At 44.4% G+C, this 16,287-nt stretch carries 13 protein-coding genes and 1 other annotated feature; of the genes, 1 reads left to right on the top strand and 12 read right to left on the bottom strand.

Annotation, left to right across the window (positions count from 1 at the left end; translation table 11 throughout):
- Window positions 1-70 precede the first annotated feature (70 nt).
- The 9 genes from radC to ezrA all read right to left on the bottom strand — a co-directional run bounded on the left by radC (window position 71) and on the right by ezrA (window position 12,106).
- Window positions 71-763: a RadC family protein gene (gene radC, locus IGI69_RS03160; protein WP_010747461.1), complete on the bottom strand. Its 693-nt coding sequence runs from the start codon at window positions 761-763 to the stop codon at window positions 71-73.
- Window positions 764-845: 82 nt separating this feature from the next.
- Window positions 846-1,520, bottom strand: a complete 675-nt coding sequence (locus tag IGI69_RS03155; protein WP_121259944.1) for an HAD family hydrolase — start codon at window positions 1,518-1,520, stop codon at window positions 846-848.
- A complete protein-coding gene (locus tag IGI69_RS03150; RefSeq protein WP_015509046.1) occupies window positions 1,513-2,826 on the bottom strand; it encodes a bifunctional folylpolyglutamate synthase/dihydrofolate synthase in 1,314 nt (437 codons plus the stop codon). Before IGI69_RS03150 ends, IGI69_RS03155 begins: the two co-directional genes overlap by 8 nt.
- A 147-nt stretch (window positions 2,827-2,973) precedes the next feature.
- Complete coding sequence (locus tag IGI69_RS03145) at window positions 2,974-5,619, bottom strand: valine--tRNA ligase (protein ID WP_016611927.1); 2,646 nt, start codon at window positions 5,617-5,619, stop codon at window positions 2,974-2,976.
- Between the two features lie 522 nt (window positions 5,620-6,141).
- Window positions 6,142-6,377, bottom strand: a binding site (T-box leader).
- A 57-nt stretch (window positions 6,378-6,434) separates the two neighbouring features.
- Window positions 6,435-6,926, bottom strand: a complete 492-nt coding sequence (gene tpx, locus IGI69_RS03140; protein WP_438739706.1) for a thiol peroxidase — start codon at window positions 6,924-6,926, stop codon at window positions 6,435-6,437.
- Between the two features lie 65 nt (window positions 6,927-6,991).
- Window positions 6,992-7,645 (bottom strand): redox-sensing transcriptional repressor Rex, encoded by a 654-nt coding sequence (locus tag IGI69_RS03135; RefSeq protein ID WP_005225148.1) that lies wholly within the window; start codon window positions 7,643-7,645, stop codon window positions 6,992-6,994.
- Between the two features lie 154 nt (window positions 7,646-7,799).
- The gene (thiI, locus tag IGI69_RS03130; RefSeq protein ID WP_005225147.1) at window positions 7,800-9,008 is read right to left on the bottom strand and encodes a tRNA uracil 4-sulfurtransferase ThiI; all 1,209 of its coding nucleotides are present in this window, start codon (window positions 9,006-9,008) and stop codon (window positions 7,800-7,802) included.
- A gap of 47 nt (window positions 9,009-9,055) precedes the next feature.
- Entirely contained in the window at window positions 9,056-10,198 is a 1,143-nt protein-coding gene (locus IGI69_RS03125) for a cysteine desulfurase family protein (protein WP_034695677.1), read from the bottom strand.
- A 186-nt stretch (window positions 10,199-10,384) separates the two neighbouring features.
- The gene (ezrA, locus tag IGI69_RS03120) at window positions 10,385-12,106 is read right to left on the bottom strand and encodes a septation ring formation regulator EzrA (RefSeq protein ID WP_005225145.1); all 1,722 of its coding nucleotides are present in this window, start codon (window positions 12,104-12,106) and stop codon (window positions 10,385-10,387) included.
- A 358-nt stretch (window positions 12,107-12,464) separates the two neighbouring features.
- Here ezrA and IGI69_RS03115 point away from each other — a divergent pair, with 358 nt between their 5' ends.
- Window positions 12,465-13,814, top strand: a complete 1,350-nt coding sequence (locus IGI69_RS03115) for an aspartate kinase (RefSeq protein WP_010747453.1) — start codon at window positions 12,465-12,467, stop codon at window positions 13,812-13,814.
- 71 nt (window positions 13,815-13,885) lie between these two features.
- Here IGI69_RS03115 and IGI69_RS03110 read toward each other — a convergent pair whose 3' ends face one another.
- The 3 genes from IGI69_RS03110 to IGI69_RS03100 all read right to left on the bottom strand — a co-directional run bounded on the left by IGI69_RS03110 (window position 13,886) and on the right by IGI69_RS03100 (window position 16,205).
- On the bottom strand, window positions 13,886-14,410 hold the full coding sequence (locus IGI69_RS03110) for a haloacid dehalogenase (RefSeq protein ID WP_034695349.1): 525 nt from the start codon (window positions 14,408-14,410) through the stop codon (window positions 13,886-13,888).
- A 95-nt stretch (window positions 14,411-14,505) separates the two neighbouring features.
- A complete protein-coding gene (locus tag IGI69_RS03105; RefSeq protein ID WP_005225142.1) occupies window positions 14,506-15,366 on the bottom strand; it encodes a Cof-type HAD-IIB family hydrolase in 861 nt (286 codons plus the stop codon).
- A gap of 8 nt (window positions 15,367-15,374) precedes the next feature.
- Window positions 15,375-16,205 carry a DUF72 domain-containing protein gene (locus tag IGI69_RS03100; RefSeq protein ID WP_010747451.1) on the bottom strand — a complete coding sequence of 277 codons (831 nt, stop codon included), beginning with the start codon at window positions 16,203-16,205 and terminating at the stop codon, window positions 15,375-15,377.
- Window positions 16,206-16,287 lie beyond the last annotated feature (82 nt).

Here is a 16,287-nt window from a genome sequence, read left to right as displayed (position 1 = left end):
TTTTTTTGCAAGACAGACGATTAGACAATTCACCTTTATTTTTAATAATGTTCGCAAACTCGGCTTATTTTCACACGTCTTCCTGTTGCCACAGCCCCTCTTCTCGCAAACTGACATAGGCATTGTCGCCAATGATCAAATGATCCAGTATGTCGATCCCCATCAAGTCTCCGCACTTGATCAAGCGGCGTGTAAACAGCAGATCTGCCTCTGAGGCTTGGGGACTGCCGCTGGGATGGTTGTGGACGACAATCACTCGGGCGGCACTGTAACGTACCGCCCAATGAAAAATCTCCCGTGGGTGAGCGATCGACTGATTCAACGATCCGATGAAGATCGTTTTTTTCTGAATGATCTCATTTTTCGTATTCAAATAAAGCCCTAGTAAATGCTCTTGACGACAATCCTTCAACTCTTGGATCAACTGATGGGCGATCGCCATACTAGAGTTGACCTTACCGTACTTTGGTTGAGCGGAGCGCTGGATTCGCACACCTAATTCAACCATCGCTTTGATCTCGATGGCTTTGATTTGTCCGACGCCGCGAATTTCTTGTAATTCATCGATCGTCGCTTGCTTTAATTCATACAATTCTTGAAAACGATTCAAGACACTGGCCGCTAACTCGAGGACATTCAGAGGACGTGAGCCAGTTCGCAGCAAAATGGCCAATAATTCTTGATTCGAAAGGGCATCGACTCCATATTCTACTAAACGCTCTCGGGGAAACGAACTTTGGGGAATCATTGTTTCATTGATCATAAAAAAACTCCTTTGCGTCGGTCTAATAAAAGATACGCAAAGGAGAGAGTATTTCATGAATCAGGTGCGCAAAAAATCACAGTTAGATTGAAAAGGCGGTTTCTAGAAAATCTGGGACATCCTCTAGTGATGGTAAGACTTTCAAGACTTTTTCTTCAATGATAGTCGTCGGCGCGATCAAATCAGGAATCATAATGACTGAGATCCCTGCCCCATGAGCAGCATGAATACCGTTAGCCGAATCTTCAAGAATTACCAATTCTTCTTTTGGTACCGCCAGTAATGCATGGGCTTTTTCAAAAATCTCAGGATCTGGTTTTGCCCGTGTGACATCATCAAAGCAGACGATCTCAGGAAATTCCGCCTTTAAGCCTGCGGCTTCCAGCAAGGTATCGATCACTTTGCGCTGGTTGCTAGACGCCAACACTCGGGGAATCTTTTTCTCATCAAGATAATGCAATAACTCGTGGATACCTGGCTTCAATTCAGCCTCGCCCCGTTGGAACATTTCCAGCGTTTGATGAAAAGCCGCTTGGATAAAGTCTTCGATCATTTGATGGCCAAAGGCTTCGTCGAACCGCTCATGGTAAGCTGCCCAGACTTCTTCATCCGAGACCCCCACATAAGCTAAATACAACTCTTTTGTATAGGGAATCCCCATTTGATCCGCCACGATTTGAGTAGCCTGGTAATAGAGCAGCTCCGTGTCAAAAATCAAGCCGTCCATATCGAAAATCACACCACGTAACTTAGCCATTTCTTCCTCCTATTGCCAACAACAATTCACGAACTTCTGAAACAAAATACAACGATCCTGTCACCAGCAGCAAATCTTCATTGGTCATTTTTTCTAATAATTCTGCCAAGCCAAACTGCCATAAAGAGACGGTTGAGATTCGTTTTTCATCGAGTTCCTGATAGCCGTCTGCTAAATGCAATGCTTTTGGGAAATCAAAGGTCGTTAAATAAATCTCGGCTTGCGGAATTGCCAGCAATTGCTGAAGCATCTCATTGACGTTTTTGGTTTCTAAGGCTGAGAACAGCACATGGATGCGATAGTCGCTGAACTCTTCTTTCATCGTATCCACCAAGCGAGCCATGGCATGCACGTTATGGGCGCCATCGATGATCACCAGTGGTTCACTGCTGATTCGTTCCATTCGGGCGGGCCAATAGGCTTTTCTTAGCCCATTGCGAATTTCTTTAGCTGAAAATGGCAGCTGCCGTAGGTCGCAATACAGACTGTACAATTGGATCGCAACACCGGCATTTTCTGGTTGATGGCGGCCTAACATCGGTGTTTTCAAGCCTTTGATTTTGCCATGCTCATTTTCAAAATCAAACAATTCGCCCCACTCTTCATCAGGATGACGATAGGTCACACGGTACTCTTGCCCTGCATGATACGCAGGTGCCTGTGCTTCTGCAGCTTTCAAATCGATCACCGAAAGCGCACTTTCAACGATATTGCCAGTCACAAGGGGAATTTGTGGTTTAATGATCCCCGCCTTATGGGCAGCGATTTTTTCAATGGTATCGCCTAAGACATCCATATGATCCATGCCGATCGTCGTGATCGCTGTCAACATCGGGGAAATAACGTTGGTACTATCTAAAAGTCCCCCTAGGCCAACTTCCATTATCGCAACATCGACGTTTTTTTCTTCAAAATAGCCTAATGCCATGGCAGTAATGATCTCAAACTGAGTGATGCCCGTCAAGGTTTCATCACGATCGATTTCAGCAACCAGCGGCTGGATTTTCTCCACCCAAGCGACCAAATCCTCATCTGATATAAATTGTCCATTGATTTCGATCCGTTCATTGAACGCTTCAATGTGCGGGGAAGTAAAAGTCCCCACTTGCTGCCCAGCTTCTTCTAAAAGACTGCGCAAATAGCTGACGGTTGATCCTTTGCCATTCGTGCCGGCGATATGGATCATGGTTATGTTTTTTTCAGGATTGCCCATTCGTTTTAATAATGCTTCGACACGCATCAATCCGGGTCTTTGCCCAAATGCCAAACGCGAATGGATCCACGCTGTTGCTTCTTCGCTTGTCATCTCCTTCACCTCGCTCTTATTTTATCAAAAATCACACAGCTTTCCCAATTTCTTTCCTTTAAACGAGAAATTTGTTTGACGGTTTCTATTGATTACGCAAAAACAAGCATCTACAAGAGATGCTTGTTTGCAGACAGTCGACGCTTCCTATTGAATCGTGCGCAATTGCTCGATCCGTTCTTGGACTGCTTTTTGTTTTTCAAGATAATCGGCTTCTTTGCTGCGTTCTTGTGCTACAACTTCCTCTGGTGCATTGGCAACGAAGCGTTCATTCGCCAGTTTGCCTTGTACCCGTTGAACTTCTTGGGTGAACTTCGCTAGTTCTTTCTCCAAACGCGCGATTTCTTCTTCAATGTTGATCAACCCAGCTAACGGCAAGTAGATCGTCGCACCTGATAGGATGGCTGACATCGCCAATTCAGGGGCTTGTAAGCTGTTAGAGATTTCTAGTTCTTCTGGATTACAGAAGCGTTCGATATAGTTTTTGTTGGCGATCAAGAATTCTTCGATCTCAGGCTCATTTGCTTGGATCAGCAAAGTGATTGGTTTCGAAAGTGGTGTGTTTACTTCTGCACGGATGTTTCGAACCGAACGAATCAATTCTTTCAACACTTCCATCCCTTGCGCCGCTTTTTCATCGGTCCATTCTGGTGCCACTTGTGGATACTCAGCAACAACTAATGATTCCCCTGTATGCGGCAGTTTGCTCCAGATTTCTTCTGTAACAAATGGCATGATTGGGTGCAATAAGCGTAAAATTTGATCAAGAACATGGACTAAGATGCTCTTATTGACTTGTTTCGCTGCTTCATTGTCACCGTATAAGGTTTCTTTCGACATTTCAATGTACCAGTCACAGAAATCATCCCAGATAAAGTTGTATAATTGACGACCCGCTTCCCCAAATTCGAAGCGTTCAAAAAGGTCAGTGACTTTTTCAATCGTTTCATTCAAGCGCGTCAAGATCCAACGATCCGCCACTGATTTTTCACCAGAAAAATCAATGTCTTCGGCAGTCATTTCGCTGACATTCATCAAGACGAAACGGGAAGCATTCCAAATTTTATTGATGAAGTTCCAAGCGGCATCCATTTTTTCATAGCTGAAACGCACGTCTTGTCCCGGTGCAGAGCCATTTGATAAGAACCAACGCAATGCATCGGCACCGTATTGTTCAATGACTTCCATCGGATCGATCCCGTTTCCAAGCGACTTACTCATTTTGCGACCTTGTTCATCACGGATTAATCCGTGGATCAAGACATTTTCAAATGGTCGTTTGCCAGTAAATTCCAAGCTTTGGAAGATCATACGGCTTACCCAAAATGCGATAATGTCATAGCCAGTCACTAATGTATTGGTTGGGAAGTAGCGTTGGAAATCTTCATTGTTTTCATCTGGCCATCCCATTGTTGAAAACGGCCATAAAGCAGAACTAAACCAGGTATCCAATACGTCTGGATCTTGCTGCCAATTTTCGGCATCCGCTGGCGCTTCAAGTCCTACATACATTTCTCCCGTTTCTTTGTGGTACCAAGCTGGGATTTGATGGCCCCACCACAACTGACGAGAGATCACCCAGTCATGGACATTTTCCATCCAACGTAAGAATGTTTGGTTGAAACGTGGCGGATAAAAGTCCACCGCATCGTCGGTTTCTTGGTTGTCGATGGCTTGTTTTGCTAATGGCTCCATTTTTACGAACCATTGTGTCGACAAACGAGGTTCGACTACTACGCCTGTCCGTTCTGAGTGCCCTACACTATGGACCATTTTTTCGATTTTGATCAGACGACCTAACGCCTCTAAGTCTTTCACGATTTGCTTACGAGCAGCAAAACGATCCATGCCTGCATAAGTACCTGCTAAGTCGTTCATTGTTCCGTCATCATTCATGACATTGACCCGTGGTAGGTCATGGCGGTTACCAACCTCAAAGTCATTCGGGTCATGGGCAGGAGTGATTTTTACGACCCCAGTTCCAAATTCTTGGTCCACGTACTCATCTGCGATGATTGGGATCTCTTTATTGACCAAAGGCAAGATCACTTTTTTACCGATCAATGCTTGATAACGTTCATCTTCTGGATGAACCGCGACTGCTGTATCCCCCAGCATCGTTTCTGGACGAGTCGTTGCGATCTCCACCACACCGCTGCCATCTGCTAATTCGTAAGACATATGGTAAAAAGCACCTTCGATGTCTTTGTGGATCACTTCAATATCAGATAATGCCGTGCGGGCTTGCGGATCCCAGTTGATGATGTACTCGCCACGATAGATCAAGCCTTTTTCATATAGCGTCACGAAAACTTTGCGAACTGCTTCGGATAATCCATCATCTAACGTAAACCGTTCACGGCTATAGTCTAGAGATAAACCTAGTTTCGCCCATTGTTCCCGAATGTGACCGGCATATTCTTCTTTCCAATCCCATACTTGTTCAACGAATTTTTCCCGACCAAGGTCATAGCGAGAAATCCCTTGTTCCCGCAGCTTTTCTTCTACTTTGGCTTGGGTAGCGATCCCGGCATGGTCCATACCTGGTAGCCATAAGGTGTCATACCCTTGCATCCGTTTTTGACGAATGATGATGTCTTGTAACGTGGTATCCCAGGCATGACCTAAGTGCAATTTTCCTGTTACGTTTGGTGGTGGAATCACGATAGAATAAGGTTTTGCTTCTTTGTTGCCGCTTGGTTTAAAACGGTCATGTTCTAACCAATCTTGGTAACGCCCCGCTTCTACTTCTTGGGGATTGTACTTGGTGGATAGATTTTCAGTTTCTGTCATAGTTGGTCCTCCTAAAGTTACGTTTTTAAGCGTAATGGTTGGTGTGGTTTTTTTGTGCCTGTTGCTGGGTAAAGCGTGACAATGTTTGAATCGTTCAGGATTAGTGCGTCGGTAGAGATGATTATCAGCTGTTTGTTGACGCCTCGCTTGTTATTCGTAAAAAAAACGTTGCTTACAGAGGTCAAGGCACACTTCCGTGATCCGCTATTGTGTCTTAGGGCTTTTGGCAAACGATCTGGCTCGCTTCGTGAACCAATTTTGATGACTCCTTGTACTGTTCATCATCTATTCTGTCTTGCTCCGCAAGCCACTCAATGTGATTCCTAGTTTGGTTACTACGCTCCCTATGGTCGCCTAGTACTGTTCATCATCTATTCTGTCTTGCATCGCAAGCCAATCATTGTGATTCCTAGTATGGTTACTACGCTCCCTATGGTCGCCTAGTACTGTTCATCATCTATTCTGTCTTGCTTCGCAAGCCAATCATAGTGATTCACAGCAAAAAGCGCCCTAATGCCGAGGCATTAGGGCGCTGATACGCGGTACCACCTAAATTGCAGATTGCTCTGCCACTTTGACGTGAGGTAACGTTCACGACGCGCTTGATCTTACTGTGCGGCTTTGTCTGCAAGAAACAAACCGTGGTTCGGATCAAAGACCTTCAAGCTACCTTTTCAGTGTCTGGGGAAGTCTTGCACCGACCGACTTCTCTCTTGACCGCCAGGGTCACTGATACTCCTCTTGAACATTGTCTTGCTATCATAGATTCTTGTTTCATCTTGCTACATTCTACAATGAACTTTTTTGAAAGTCAATCAGAGGTTTGTTTTCGCAGCATCAATGGCTGCTTGATAATCCGGTTCGTGGGAGATCTCAGGCACGATCTCAACGTGTTGGATCACGCCTTCACGGTCTAAAACGAAAATTGCTCGGGCAAAATGACCGAAGTCTGGGATCATGATTTGATAGGCCTCACCGAAGGTATTCGCCGGATCATGAAGCATGATCATGTCGACACCTTCTTGGCCGCACCATTGCGCTTGTTCTTCTTTTGTATTGTTAGAGATCGTGACAAAATGGATGTCATCCAATTGACTTGCCTCTTGGTTGAAACGCTTGGTCTGCAATGCACAGACGCGTGTCACGATATCGGGAACCACGCTGATGATCGTTGGTTTTCCTAAAAAATCAGTCAGTGTGTATTCCTTGTCCTCTAAACTTTTCAAGCGAAAATCAGCTGCTTTATCCCCTACTTTTGGTTGGTTGCCAGGCATCTCATAAACCGTTTCTTTGCGTGTAACTTGCATAACATCTCTCCTATAGCATTTTCTCCCAGTATAAGAAAGATTGTCAAAAAACGAAAAGGATTTGCTCAGACTTTCGATTTTTGCGAGTAGGTCGTATCAAAAAAGATCAATGTTTGTAATTCTGTCGTCAAATCAATGTATTGGATATTGACGTCTTTTGGCACGATGACGGGATCAGGGGCAAAATTTAAAATCGCTGTGATCCCAGCATCCACGATCGCATCGATCGCCATTTGCGAATAACGACTAGGAACGGTCGAAATCGCTACGGTGATCCCTTTTTCTGCTACGACTTCCGCCAATTGATCCATTCCATAGACATAACGCCCACTAATGGTCTGACCAATCATTTCTGGATCATTGTCAAAAACCGCGACCACGGAAAGATTTTCATTTCTGCGAAAATTGTTGTTGGCTAACGCTTTTCCTAAATTTCCATAACCAATCAAGGCGATTTTTTTCTCTTCATTGGTTTCTAAGATATAGCTCAATACCTCAATCAGATAAGGAACATCATAGCCATAGCCACTTCTGCCCAATTCTCCTAGATGAGAAAAATCTCGGCGGATCGTGGCTGAAGGAACTTGCGTGATTTCTGCAAACTCTTTTGATTTGATTCGCTGAATACCAGAGGCATCCAGTAATTTTAAGTGTCGTAAATAAGCTGGCAAACGTTTTGCCGTCGCTTTCGGAAGTTTTTTATCTCTTAATGCTTCCATCCTGTCCACCCTCCTTGTTAAATGATTCACATATTGAGTGTAGCATGTTCCATTTTCAATAGCAAGAAAATATTCACAAACTCTCTCACTCGATGAAAAACGACCACAAATGTTCAAAAACAGTTGTGGTCGTAGCATTAAAATCGGGGTTTTATTATAAAAATTCAGCGAATTCCGTTGCTGCTTTTTCTTGATTTGCCGTGATTGCTTCCAGTTTCAACCCAGCCATCGCACGTTCCATCATCCCTTCGATATCGAGACGTTCTTCATATTGGTGGACCTTATCCAGTCTTGGGCGCGTCTTTGGTTGAGGAGGTGCAAAGATTGTGCAGCAATCCTCAAATGGCTGAACTGATAATTCAAAGGTATCAATGGCTTCGGCAACTTCAATGATTTCCAATTTGTCCATCGTTGCCACTGGGCGCACGATCGGCGTATTGGTTACTTCATTTATGGCGACCATGCTATGCAAAGTTTGTGAAGCCACTTGTCCTAATGATTCACCATTTAAGATGATCAAGCCATGACGAGCTTCCCGAATCGCATCCGTCAAACGCAGCATCATCCGACGGGTGATGGTCATCCAATAGCCTTGTGGCACACGATTTTTGATTTCTTCTTGGATTTCTGTAAACGGAACTTCGATAAACTGGATGCTTCCCACATAAGGCGCAAGCTTCTTCGTTAAATCTTTGGCTTTTTGCAACGCTTGTTCACTCGTATAAGGAGGACTTGCGAAATGGACCGCTTCGATCTCAACGCCGCGTTTCATGGCAAAGTAGCCTGCAACTGGCGAATCAATACCGCCAGAAAGCATCAACATTCCCTTTCCGCTGGTGCCCACTGGCAGCCCAGCGGCTCCTTGGATCGTTTCATAAGACAAATAAGCGCCATCGATCCGTATTTCTACACGCAAATTGATGTCTGGTTTTTTCATTTGGACTTTGATATCAGGAAAACGGTCGATCACCGCATTACCTAAGGTCAAATTCAACTGGTTGCTATCTTGCACAAACGAATGATCACTGCGCTTGGCTGTGATTTTGAAGGTCTCAACGCCCGTATAGATCTCTGCCATGACGTCTTGAACGGCTTTCTTTAATACTTCGATATCTTTTTCGACCCGAATGCTGGGGGAAAAGTTTTGAATCCCAAAGACTTTTTGCAGCTTAGGAATGATCTCTTGGCTGTTTTCACCGTTCAATAGCAAGTGCATGCGATCTCGCTCAGCATGAACTTTGACATGGGGATAATCTGCTAAGGTACGTTTGACGTTTGAAGCTAATTGCATAATAAAACTACGACGATTTTTGCCCTTTGTTGACAGTTCGCCATAACGAACCATGATTTCTGAATAATTCACGAGAAAACTCCTTTGATTTGGATTGATTTTATAGTGGTCTGTCGTGCTTAATTGATTTTCGAAAATTTTTGGTACAACTGGTGGAAGACGATCAGAAACTGCTCGACTTCTGCCATTGTATTGCTCTCATCTAAACTGATACGAACAGCCGATGTTGCTAACTGTTCTGGAACGTGCATCGCATGAAGCGTACTGCTGGCCATCTTTTTACGGGAGGAACAAGCACTCGTCGTCGAAAGATAGATCTGCTTTTCTTCAAAGGCATGGACTAAGACTTCTCCTCGGATCCCTTTTAATGAAAAACAAAGTATGTGCGGCGCAAACCCTTCTGTGCCAGAAAAAAGCGTAACTTTCTCGTACCCAGCCAGTGCTTCTTGCAAATAGCCTTTTAATGATTGAACATGGTTCGGCTTTTCAGCCTTTTGTTCTGTCGCTAAACGTAGGGCTTTTGCCATAGCAACGATTGCTGGTACATTTTCGGTGCCGCTCCGCTGGTTTTGCTCTTGCCCACCGCCGGTCATCAATGGCGCCAGCTTACGGCCTTGTTTCCAATAGATAAAGCCTGCGCCACGAGGTCCATGAAATTTATGCGCAGAGAACACGGCAAAATCGACCCGCTCATTGAACCATTGTTCTTGCGGCACCTTTGTGATGGCTTGGACGGCATCTACATGGAAATGGATCGTTGGATGGTCCGCTAGCACAGCTGCGATCTCATGGATCGGTTGGATCGACCCTACCTCATTATTGACCGCCATCACCGAAACCAAAATCGTTTCTTTGCGAATCAGGTTTGCTAATTCAGACACGTTGACAAAGCCTTGGGCATCGACAGGCACAACACTGACCTCAAACCCTAACTCGGCTAATTGAGCCGCTGTTTCACTGACGGCAGGGTGTTCAATACTGGAAATAATCAGGTGATTCCCATAGGCTTTTTTCGCTAAAGCAGTCCCTTTGATGACCCAGTTGTCTCCTTCAGTCCCCCCACTGGTAAATGCGATCTCTTTGGAAGAAACGTTTAACAGATCGGCGATCTGCTGACGAGATTGCTGCAGCAGACGATTGGCTTGATTTCCTAAATCATGCAGGCTTGAGGGATTGCCGATAATTCGCTGACTGACTTGGACATATGTATTTAAAGCTTGTGGATAAATAGCGGTTGTTGCACTGTTGTCAAAATAGATCAATGATAGGACCCTTTCTCTAAAAAAATTCTTTCCCATTATAACTGCTCTTGAGCTGAGTTTCAAGGTGACTCGTCGGCTTTGGCTTTTTTTAAAGGAAACTTTTCCTTCCTTCGTAAGCGGTACTCATGCAGCGAGCCATTCTTTCCATGAAAAAAGCCAGTCAGTTTTTCACTGCTGGCTTTCGTATTATACTAAGTCGCGGTTATTGAAGTAGAAGTTTTCGATCCGTTTGAAGGCACCTGGTTCTACTCGTTCCAACGCTGTGCCGATTTCATCTAGCGCATCTTGATAGCGATATTCTTTACTGAACAAGTAAAGTGATTTGTCGATCGCTGCCTTGATATCTGGATGAGAATGACGATAGCGGTTGGCATATTGCATCATTTGCTCAGTCAATGCCGCAGCATCCACTAAGTCTTTTGTTTGTTCATCTAAAAGATCAAGATCTTCTTCACAGACAGAAACCAATTTATTGATTTCTTGCATGTTAATGCGAATCTTGTTCAATTCTTTGCCTAATTCTTCGACACGATCCGTTGCCACGAAGAAGAATTCTAAATACTCGCCTGGCAAACCAGGTAAGCGTTGTTTCTCAACAAACCGTTTCAAGTTGCGTAGACGGAATTCGAAGCTTTCCACTTTTTCTTGTGCAACTTTTTCGCCACGACGTAATTCCGCAAGAGAATCATCGATTTCAACTTGCTGGCTTTCCACATCATCCAAAATCTTGTAGGCATCTTTGTAGAAGCTTTGCACTTCTGAATAAGGAATCTCATGTTTTTCCAATTTCGGTAAGTACTCGTTGTTGCGGCGAGCCAATTCGTCCACTTCGGTTTGGAAGCCGCGAACGCGACCCAATTCATTATGATTCAAAGTATAGCTTTGCGCCGTATGATCCAACTCGATCAACAACTGACGGTTGTTCTTCGTTGCGTGGTCAATGTAGTCTTCGATGATCTGACGATTTTTCATGACATATTTCTTGGCATTGATCTCACGTTCCATCACCGTATACAAGGCATCGATATCACTTGCAGTATCACGGCTTGCCACTTCAACGGAAGCGACTTCTGTTTTCGCTAGATCGTTCATGGAGTTTTCAACCCGTTTTTTCACACGGTTGATTTCTTCTTGGAAGTTTGCTTCTGGGAACACATATTTTTGTTCTAATAATTTTTTATAACCTTCTTGGATTTCTTTCAACTGATCAGGGAAGGTACGATTTAATTCTTCGTACGCCGCTGGGATCCGTTTCATTAGGTCTTCCACTTCATAGGTGTGTTTTTCCGCTTGGTCTAACACTTCCCGTGCTTCCACAGGATCGCCTGAAGTATTTAAGGTAACAAATTGGGTGAACTCAATTTCAATGTTTTTGATTTGTTTTTGCAGCTCATTGTAAGCAGGACCGAATTCTTCGCCTTGATCCCGCAGCTTCTTCTTCAAGTCTTCGTAAACGTCCAGCGCTTTTTGGACTTCCAGTGAATTTCGTTCTTCACTTTCTCGTAATTCTTTCAGGCCTGCGCGAATCTCTTCCACTTGGCGTTCCATCTCGTCCATGGTCGCTTCGGCTTGGACGATCGCCCCTTTTGCTTTAAAAAAGCGGATGCGTTCGTTCAGCTCTTCCACTTCAAAGATTTGACTTTCAAGTTCAGCAAAAGATTTTGTGGAGATATCTGTCCATTGTTGGTTCCACTCACGGAAGGTGTTTTGACTTTGACCAACCAAGTGCATTCTTTTTACTTCATCGACTTCTTCGATCACCGGCAAGTCAAACAGATTTTCTTTGCGTTTTTCCAAGTCATTCAGCTTTTCTTGGTTTTTCTTCCGCATGAAAAAGCCAATTGCATACAAGACCGCCGCAATGATGATGATGGCAATGACAATTCCAAAGATGATATTAGTTCCCATTTTGTGGTTCCTCCAATTTTCAAATATACATGTTTCGTCTAAAACCTGCTGATCAGCAGATTGATTGATAAGTTCGTTGAGTATAAAAAGGACAGATAGTCCCTTTATAAAAAAGCATCTACGCTAGATTATAGCATAAAGAAAAAAATCAAGCATTAGATTGAGGCAAAAAAGATCGACTTTTTTCGCATCGAATAAAATAAATCACGGCTTTTCCAGCGATAATGAAAACAAATCGTGAAATTTACATCAACAAGTGACTTTTTTTCTGATTTTTCCGATTTTTTTCAAGAAACCGCTTGATTTCTCCCTATTGAAACTGTACTCTAGTAAAAAGCTTGAACAGGAGTAATGTCAAATGAAAGTAGCAAAATTCGGAGGCAGTTCCCTTGCCTCAGCCGAACAAGTCGAAAAAGTTGTTGCGATAATTGAAAGTGATCCTAAAAGACGGTTTGTTGTTGTTTCAGCGCCTGGTAAGCGTTCCAGCGACGATCAGAAAGTCACCGATCTGTTACTAGCTGTCTGTACCCGTCTGTGTGCCCAAGAAGAAATCACTGATTTAATAGAAGAAATCTATGCCCGCTATACAGCGATCGCCGCCCCCTTTGGTATCGAACAAGTCCATTTAGATCGCATCTGGCAATCATTGGCGGCTTTTCAAACACTGCCTACCCAAGACAATCCGCATCTTTATGATACAGTCTTGGCAAGCGGCGAAGACAACAACGCCAAATTGATCGCAGGGATTTTACAAAGCCGTGGGTTAGCTGCTCGCTACATGAATCCGCAAGAACTTGGGCTGCTGGTGACGGATGAACCTCAAAACGCCCGTATCTTGAACAAGTCGTACGCCAAGATTGCACAATGGCGCGACAGTCCTGAAATCTTAGTGATTCCTGGCTTCTTTGGCTACACAGAAGCGGGCAAGATCTGTACCTTCTCTCGAGGAGGATCAGATATTTCTGGTGCCATCGTGGCGGCTGGTCTGCAAGTAGAATTGTACGAAAACTTTACCGATGTCGATGGGATTTTTTCTGCTCATCCAGGCTATGTTCATCATCCAGAGTCCATCAAAGAAGTGACCTACCGAGAAATGCGAGAGCTGTCTTATGCAGGCTTTACTGTGTTGCACGATGAGGCGTTGATGCCTTCATACCATGCGAAAATTCCCGTGGTGATCAAAAACACCAATAATCCAAGTCATCCTGGTACCTTGATCACCAACCAGAGAGACAATTTGGATCAGCCCGTGATCGGCGTTGCCAGTGACGAAGGCTTTTGTATGATCTATATCCGCAAATACTTGATGAACCGCGAAGTTGGGTTCACGTTACGGGTCTTAGAGATTTTCCGTGAATTTGATTTAAATTATGAACACATGCCTTCAGGAATCGATGATATCTCGATCATTATGCGCTCCAACCAGTTGAATCCAGTATTGGAAGAAGAACTGCTGCGCAAGATCGCCTACGAGATCGATCCCGATGAACTGCGAATGACCCACGATCTATCCATGGTCGTCGTCGTTGGTGAAGGAATGCGTCAACGAGTCGGGATCACTGCCGACAGTACCGCTGCCCTTGCGCGGAAAAATATCAACTTAGAGATGATCAACCAAGGGTCCTCTGAGGTCAGCATCATGTTCGGTATCCACAAAGAACAAGAAAAAGCCGCTGTCAGAACCCTTTACTACACTTTCTTTGATTAAACCAAACGTGCCAGTTGCACCACTCCTTTTGCTGATAAGCAATCGGAACAGGCAACTGGCACGTTTGGTTTTTATTCTGACGATTCTTGGGCTTGTTTTTGTGCCAATTGGCGGTTGATTTCTGCCTTGATTCGCGGTTCAGGAGCAAACCGTTCTTCCCAATCGCTCGGCTTCATGACTTTGTGGGTCTCAGGATCATAATGAGGCTGCCCATCTGGAAAAAGTTTCCCCATGTTGGCGTCATGAACGATAGCCAGAATCGGCGCTGGATCGACCCCTAACAGTGAAAAAGAGCCATAGGTAAAATACAGTAGATCACAAAGCGCATCGACTTGTTCTACTAGAGAATCACTGACAGGCTGTTGTTTGGCAGCCAACTTGGCTTGGGCTTGATCGATCGCTTGATGCAAATGCTCCAGACCTGCTTGAAAGGTCTCTTCGTCATTGTTGCTGGCAGCATAAAGGAACTCAACTAATTCTTCAATTTTAAAACCAGCACGAAACTGGGCTTTTTCCGCTGAAAAAGCTTGTGGATATGGCGGTCGCGTTGGATCAAAGGTTTTATGAAACTCTTCCGTCATTTCAAATGGACTCATTTTGCTCGCTTCTTTCTGCTTTTTCTCATGGTTCTGTTTTATGGTTCTGCGCTGTCTTCTACGTTGCTTCATAGATTGGCTACTTGCTTATTTTTTTATTCCCTGGCTTGGGCATCCTCGGCAATAATGCCAAAATGGATTAAGGCTTTCTTGATGCCGTCATGATCGTTGGTATCCGTCACAAAGTCAGCACTGGCTTTAGTGATGGGCTGGGCATTGCCCATCGCAACGCCGATCCCCACGCCTTCTAACATTTCCACATCATTAAAATGATCCCCAAATGCCATCGCTTCTTCCATCGCGATCCCTTCATAGGCCAAAAACTCTTTGATGCCTTTGATTTTCGAACCGTTTTTCGGCACGATGTCAACAGAATAGGCATTGGATCGCTTAAAATCACATTGCGGCAGCTTGGACCGTAATTTTTCGCGCTCTGATTCAGGGCTCAGCATAATGCACTGATAGATGGGCTCTCGTAAAATGTCCAACGATTCATAGCGCTTGGCGTTGCGATTGGGACTAAAACGCTGCAAGACTTTTTTTAAAAAACCGACGGGAAATTTTTTGGGCACATAGCGTAAGTAGCGCTGCATGACGGGTGATTGGCTTAAGCGGATCGTTAAGCTGCCAGCCACTTGGGTTTCTCCGCCAAACATGACTTGGCGGTAATTTTCATCTGCGTATTCTACGATCGCTTCCAGTGTTTGTTTTGGAAAAGGTTTGGCATAAATCAAGTTTTCCTTCGTGTAGACATATTGGCCGTTATAGGTGATAAACATGTCTAACGACAAGTAATCAATCACCTTCTCTAAATCAACCGGACCACGTCCGGTGGCAATGCCGCAGAGGACGCCATTGGCTTGGGCTTGTTTGATGGCTTCACGGGTACTGGCAAGCGCCTTGCCGTTGCTGGCAATCAGCGTGCCATCAATATCAAAAAAGATTGCTTTTATCATATGACTCCTCAAAATAATTTCAACTGATTAGGATTTAATGCTTCGTAATCGATCTGCAGCGCATCGATCAATGCGCGAGCATTGTCAGCGGCATCACGACCGGCATTATTATTGAAGACCACTGCGACTTCTTTGGCATTGGCTTCGATGGCTTGGACTGCGTGTTTTAACTCCGTTAGTTCGGCTTGGTCATAACGATACAAGGTCCGCAGATTTTTGGCATCTGGTCCCGTCGCTGTCCAGCCGCTGTCGTTGCGTCCGTGAAAACGGCACAGGACAAACTCTGGATTGGTCACGGTTGGATCAAGGGGAATGGTGGTCGATAGCTTTTTTGGCTGATCAACAACTACTAAGGAAAACTGCTTTCGCTTCATATAATCGATCATTCCCGGATACAGTTTCGGCTGATACCAGCTGCTGTCTCTCAGCTCGATCGCCACTGGATAGCCCGCAAACCATTCTCGCACTTGGTCTAAATAGGCAACATTTTCTTTCGTACATTTAAAGCTGTTGGGAAACTGCGCCAATAGGCAAAAGAGTTTGCCTGCTTCTACCATTGGCGCGATCGCTTCTTTATAAAGCTGCAGTGCTTCGGTCATGGTCAACTGATCTGGCAAATCCCCTTGGGTGGTCACACTTTGATGGACTTTCAACACAAAGCGGAAATTTTCGGGAATCTGGGTCAACCAGTTGCGCACGTCTTTTTCTTTTGGCAAAAAATGATAGGTGGTATCCAGCTCAACTAACGGAAAATAACGGGCATACTCAAATAATTTCGAGTTTTTTCTTTGCACGAGACTGCCATGTTCACTAAATGTGGTACAACCAATTCGAATCATTTTTTCCCATCGCTCCTTGTTTTCTTATTTTAATAGTATACAATAGTTTTGAGTTAAGAGTAAATAAATCATTGCAGGTGAT

Source organism: Enterococcus sp. DIV1083b (assembly GCF_051713705.1).
GTDB classification, from domain to species: Bacteria; Bacillota; Bacilli; order Lactobacillales; family Enterococcaceae; genus Enterococcus_D; species Enterococcus_D casseliflavus.
The sequence above is the reverse complement of the archived record's forward strand: the minus strand, read 5'-3'. Positions and strand labels throughout refer to the sequence as shown.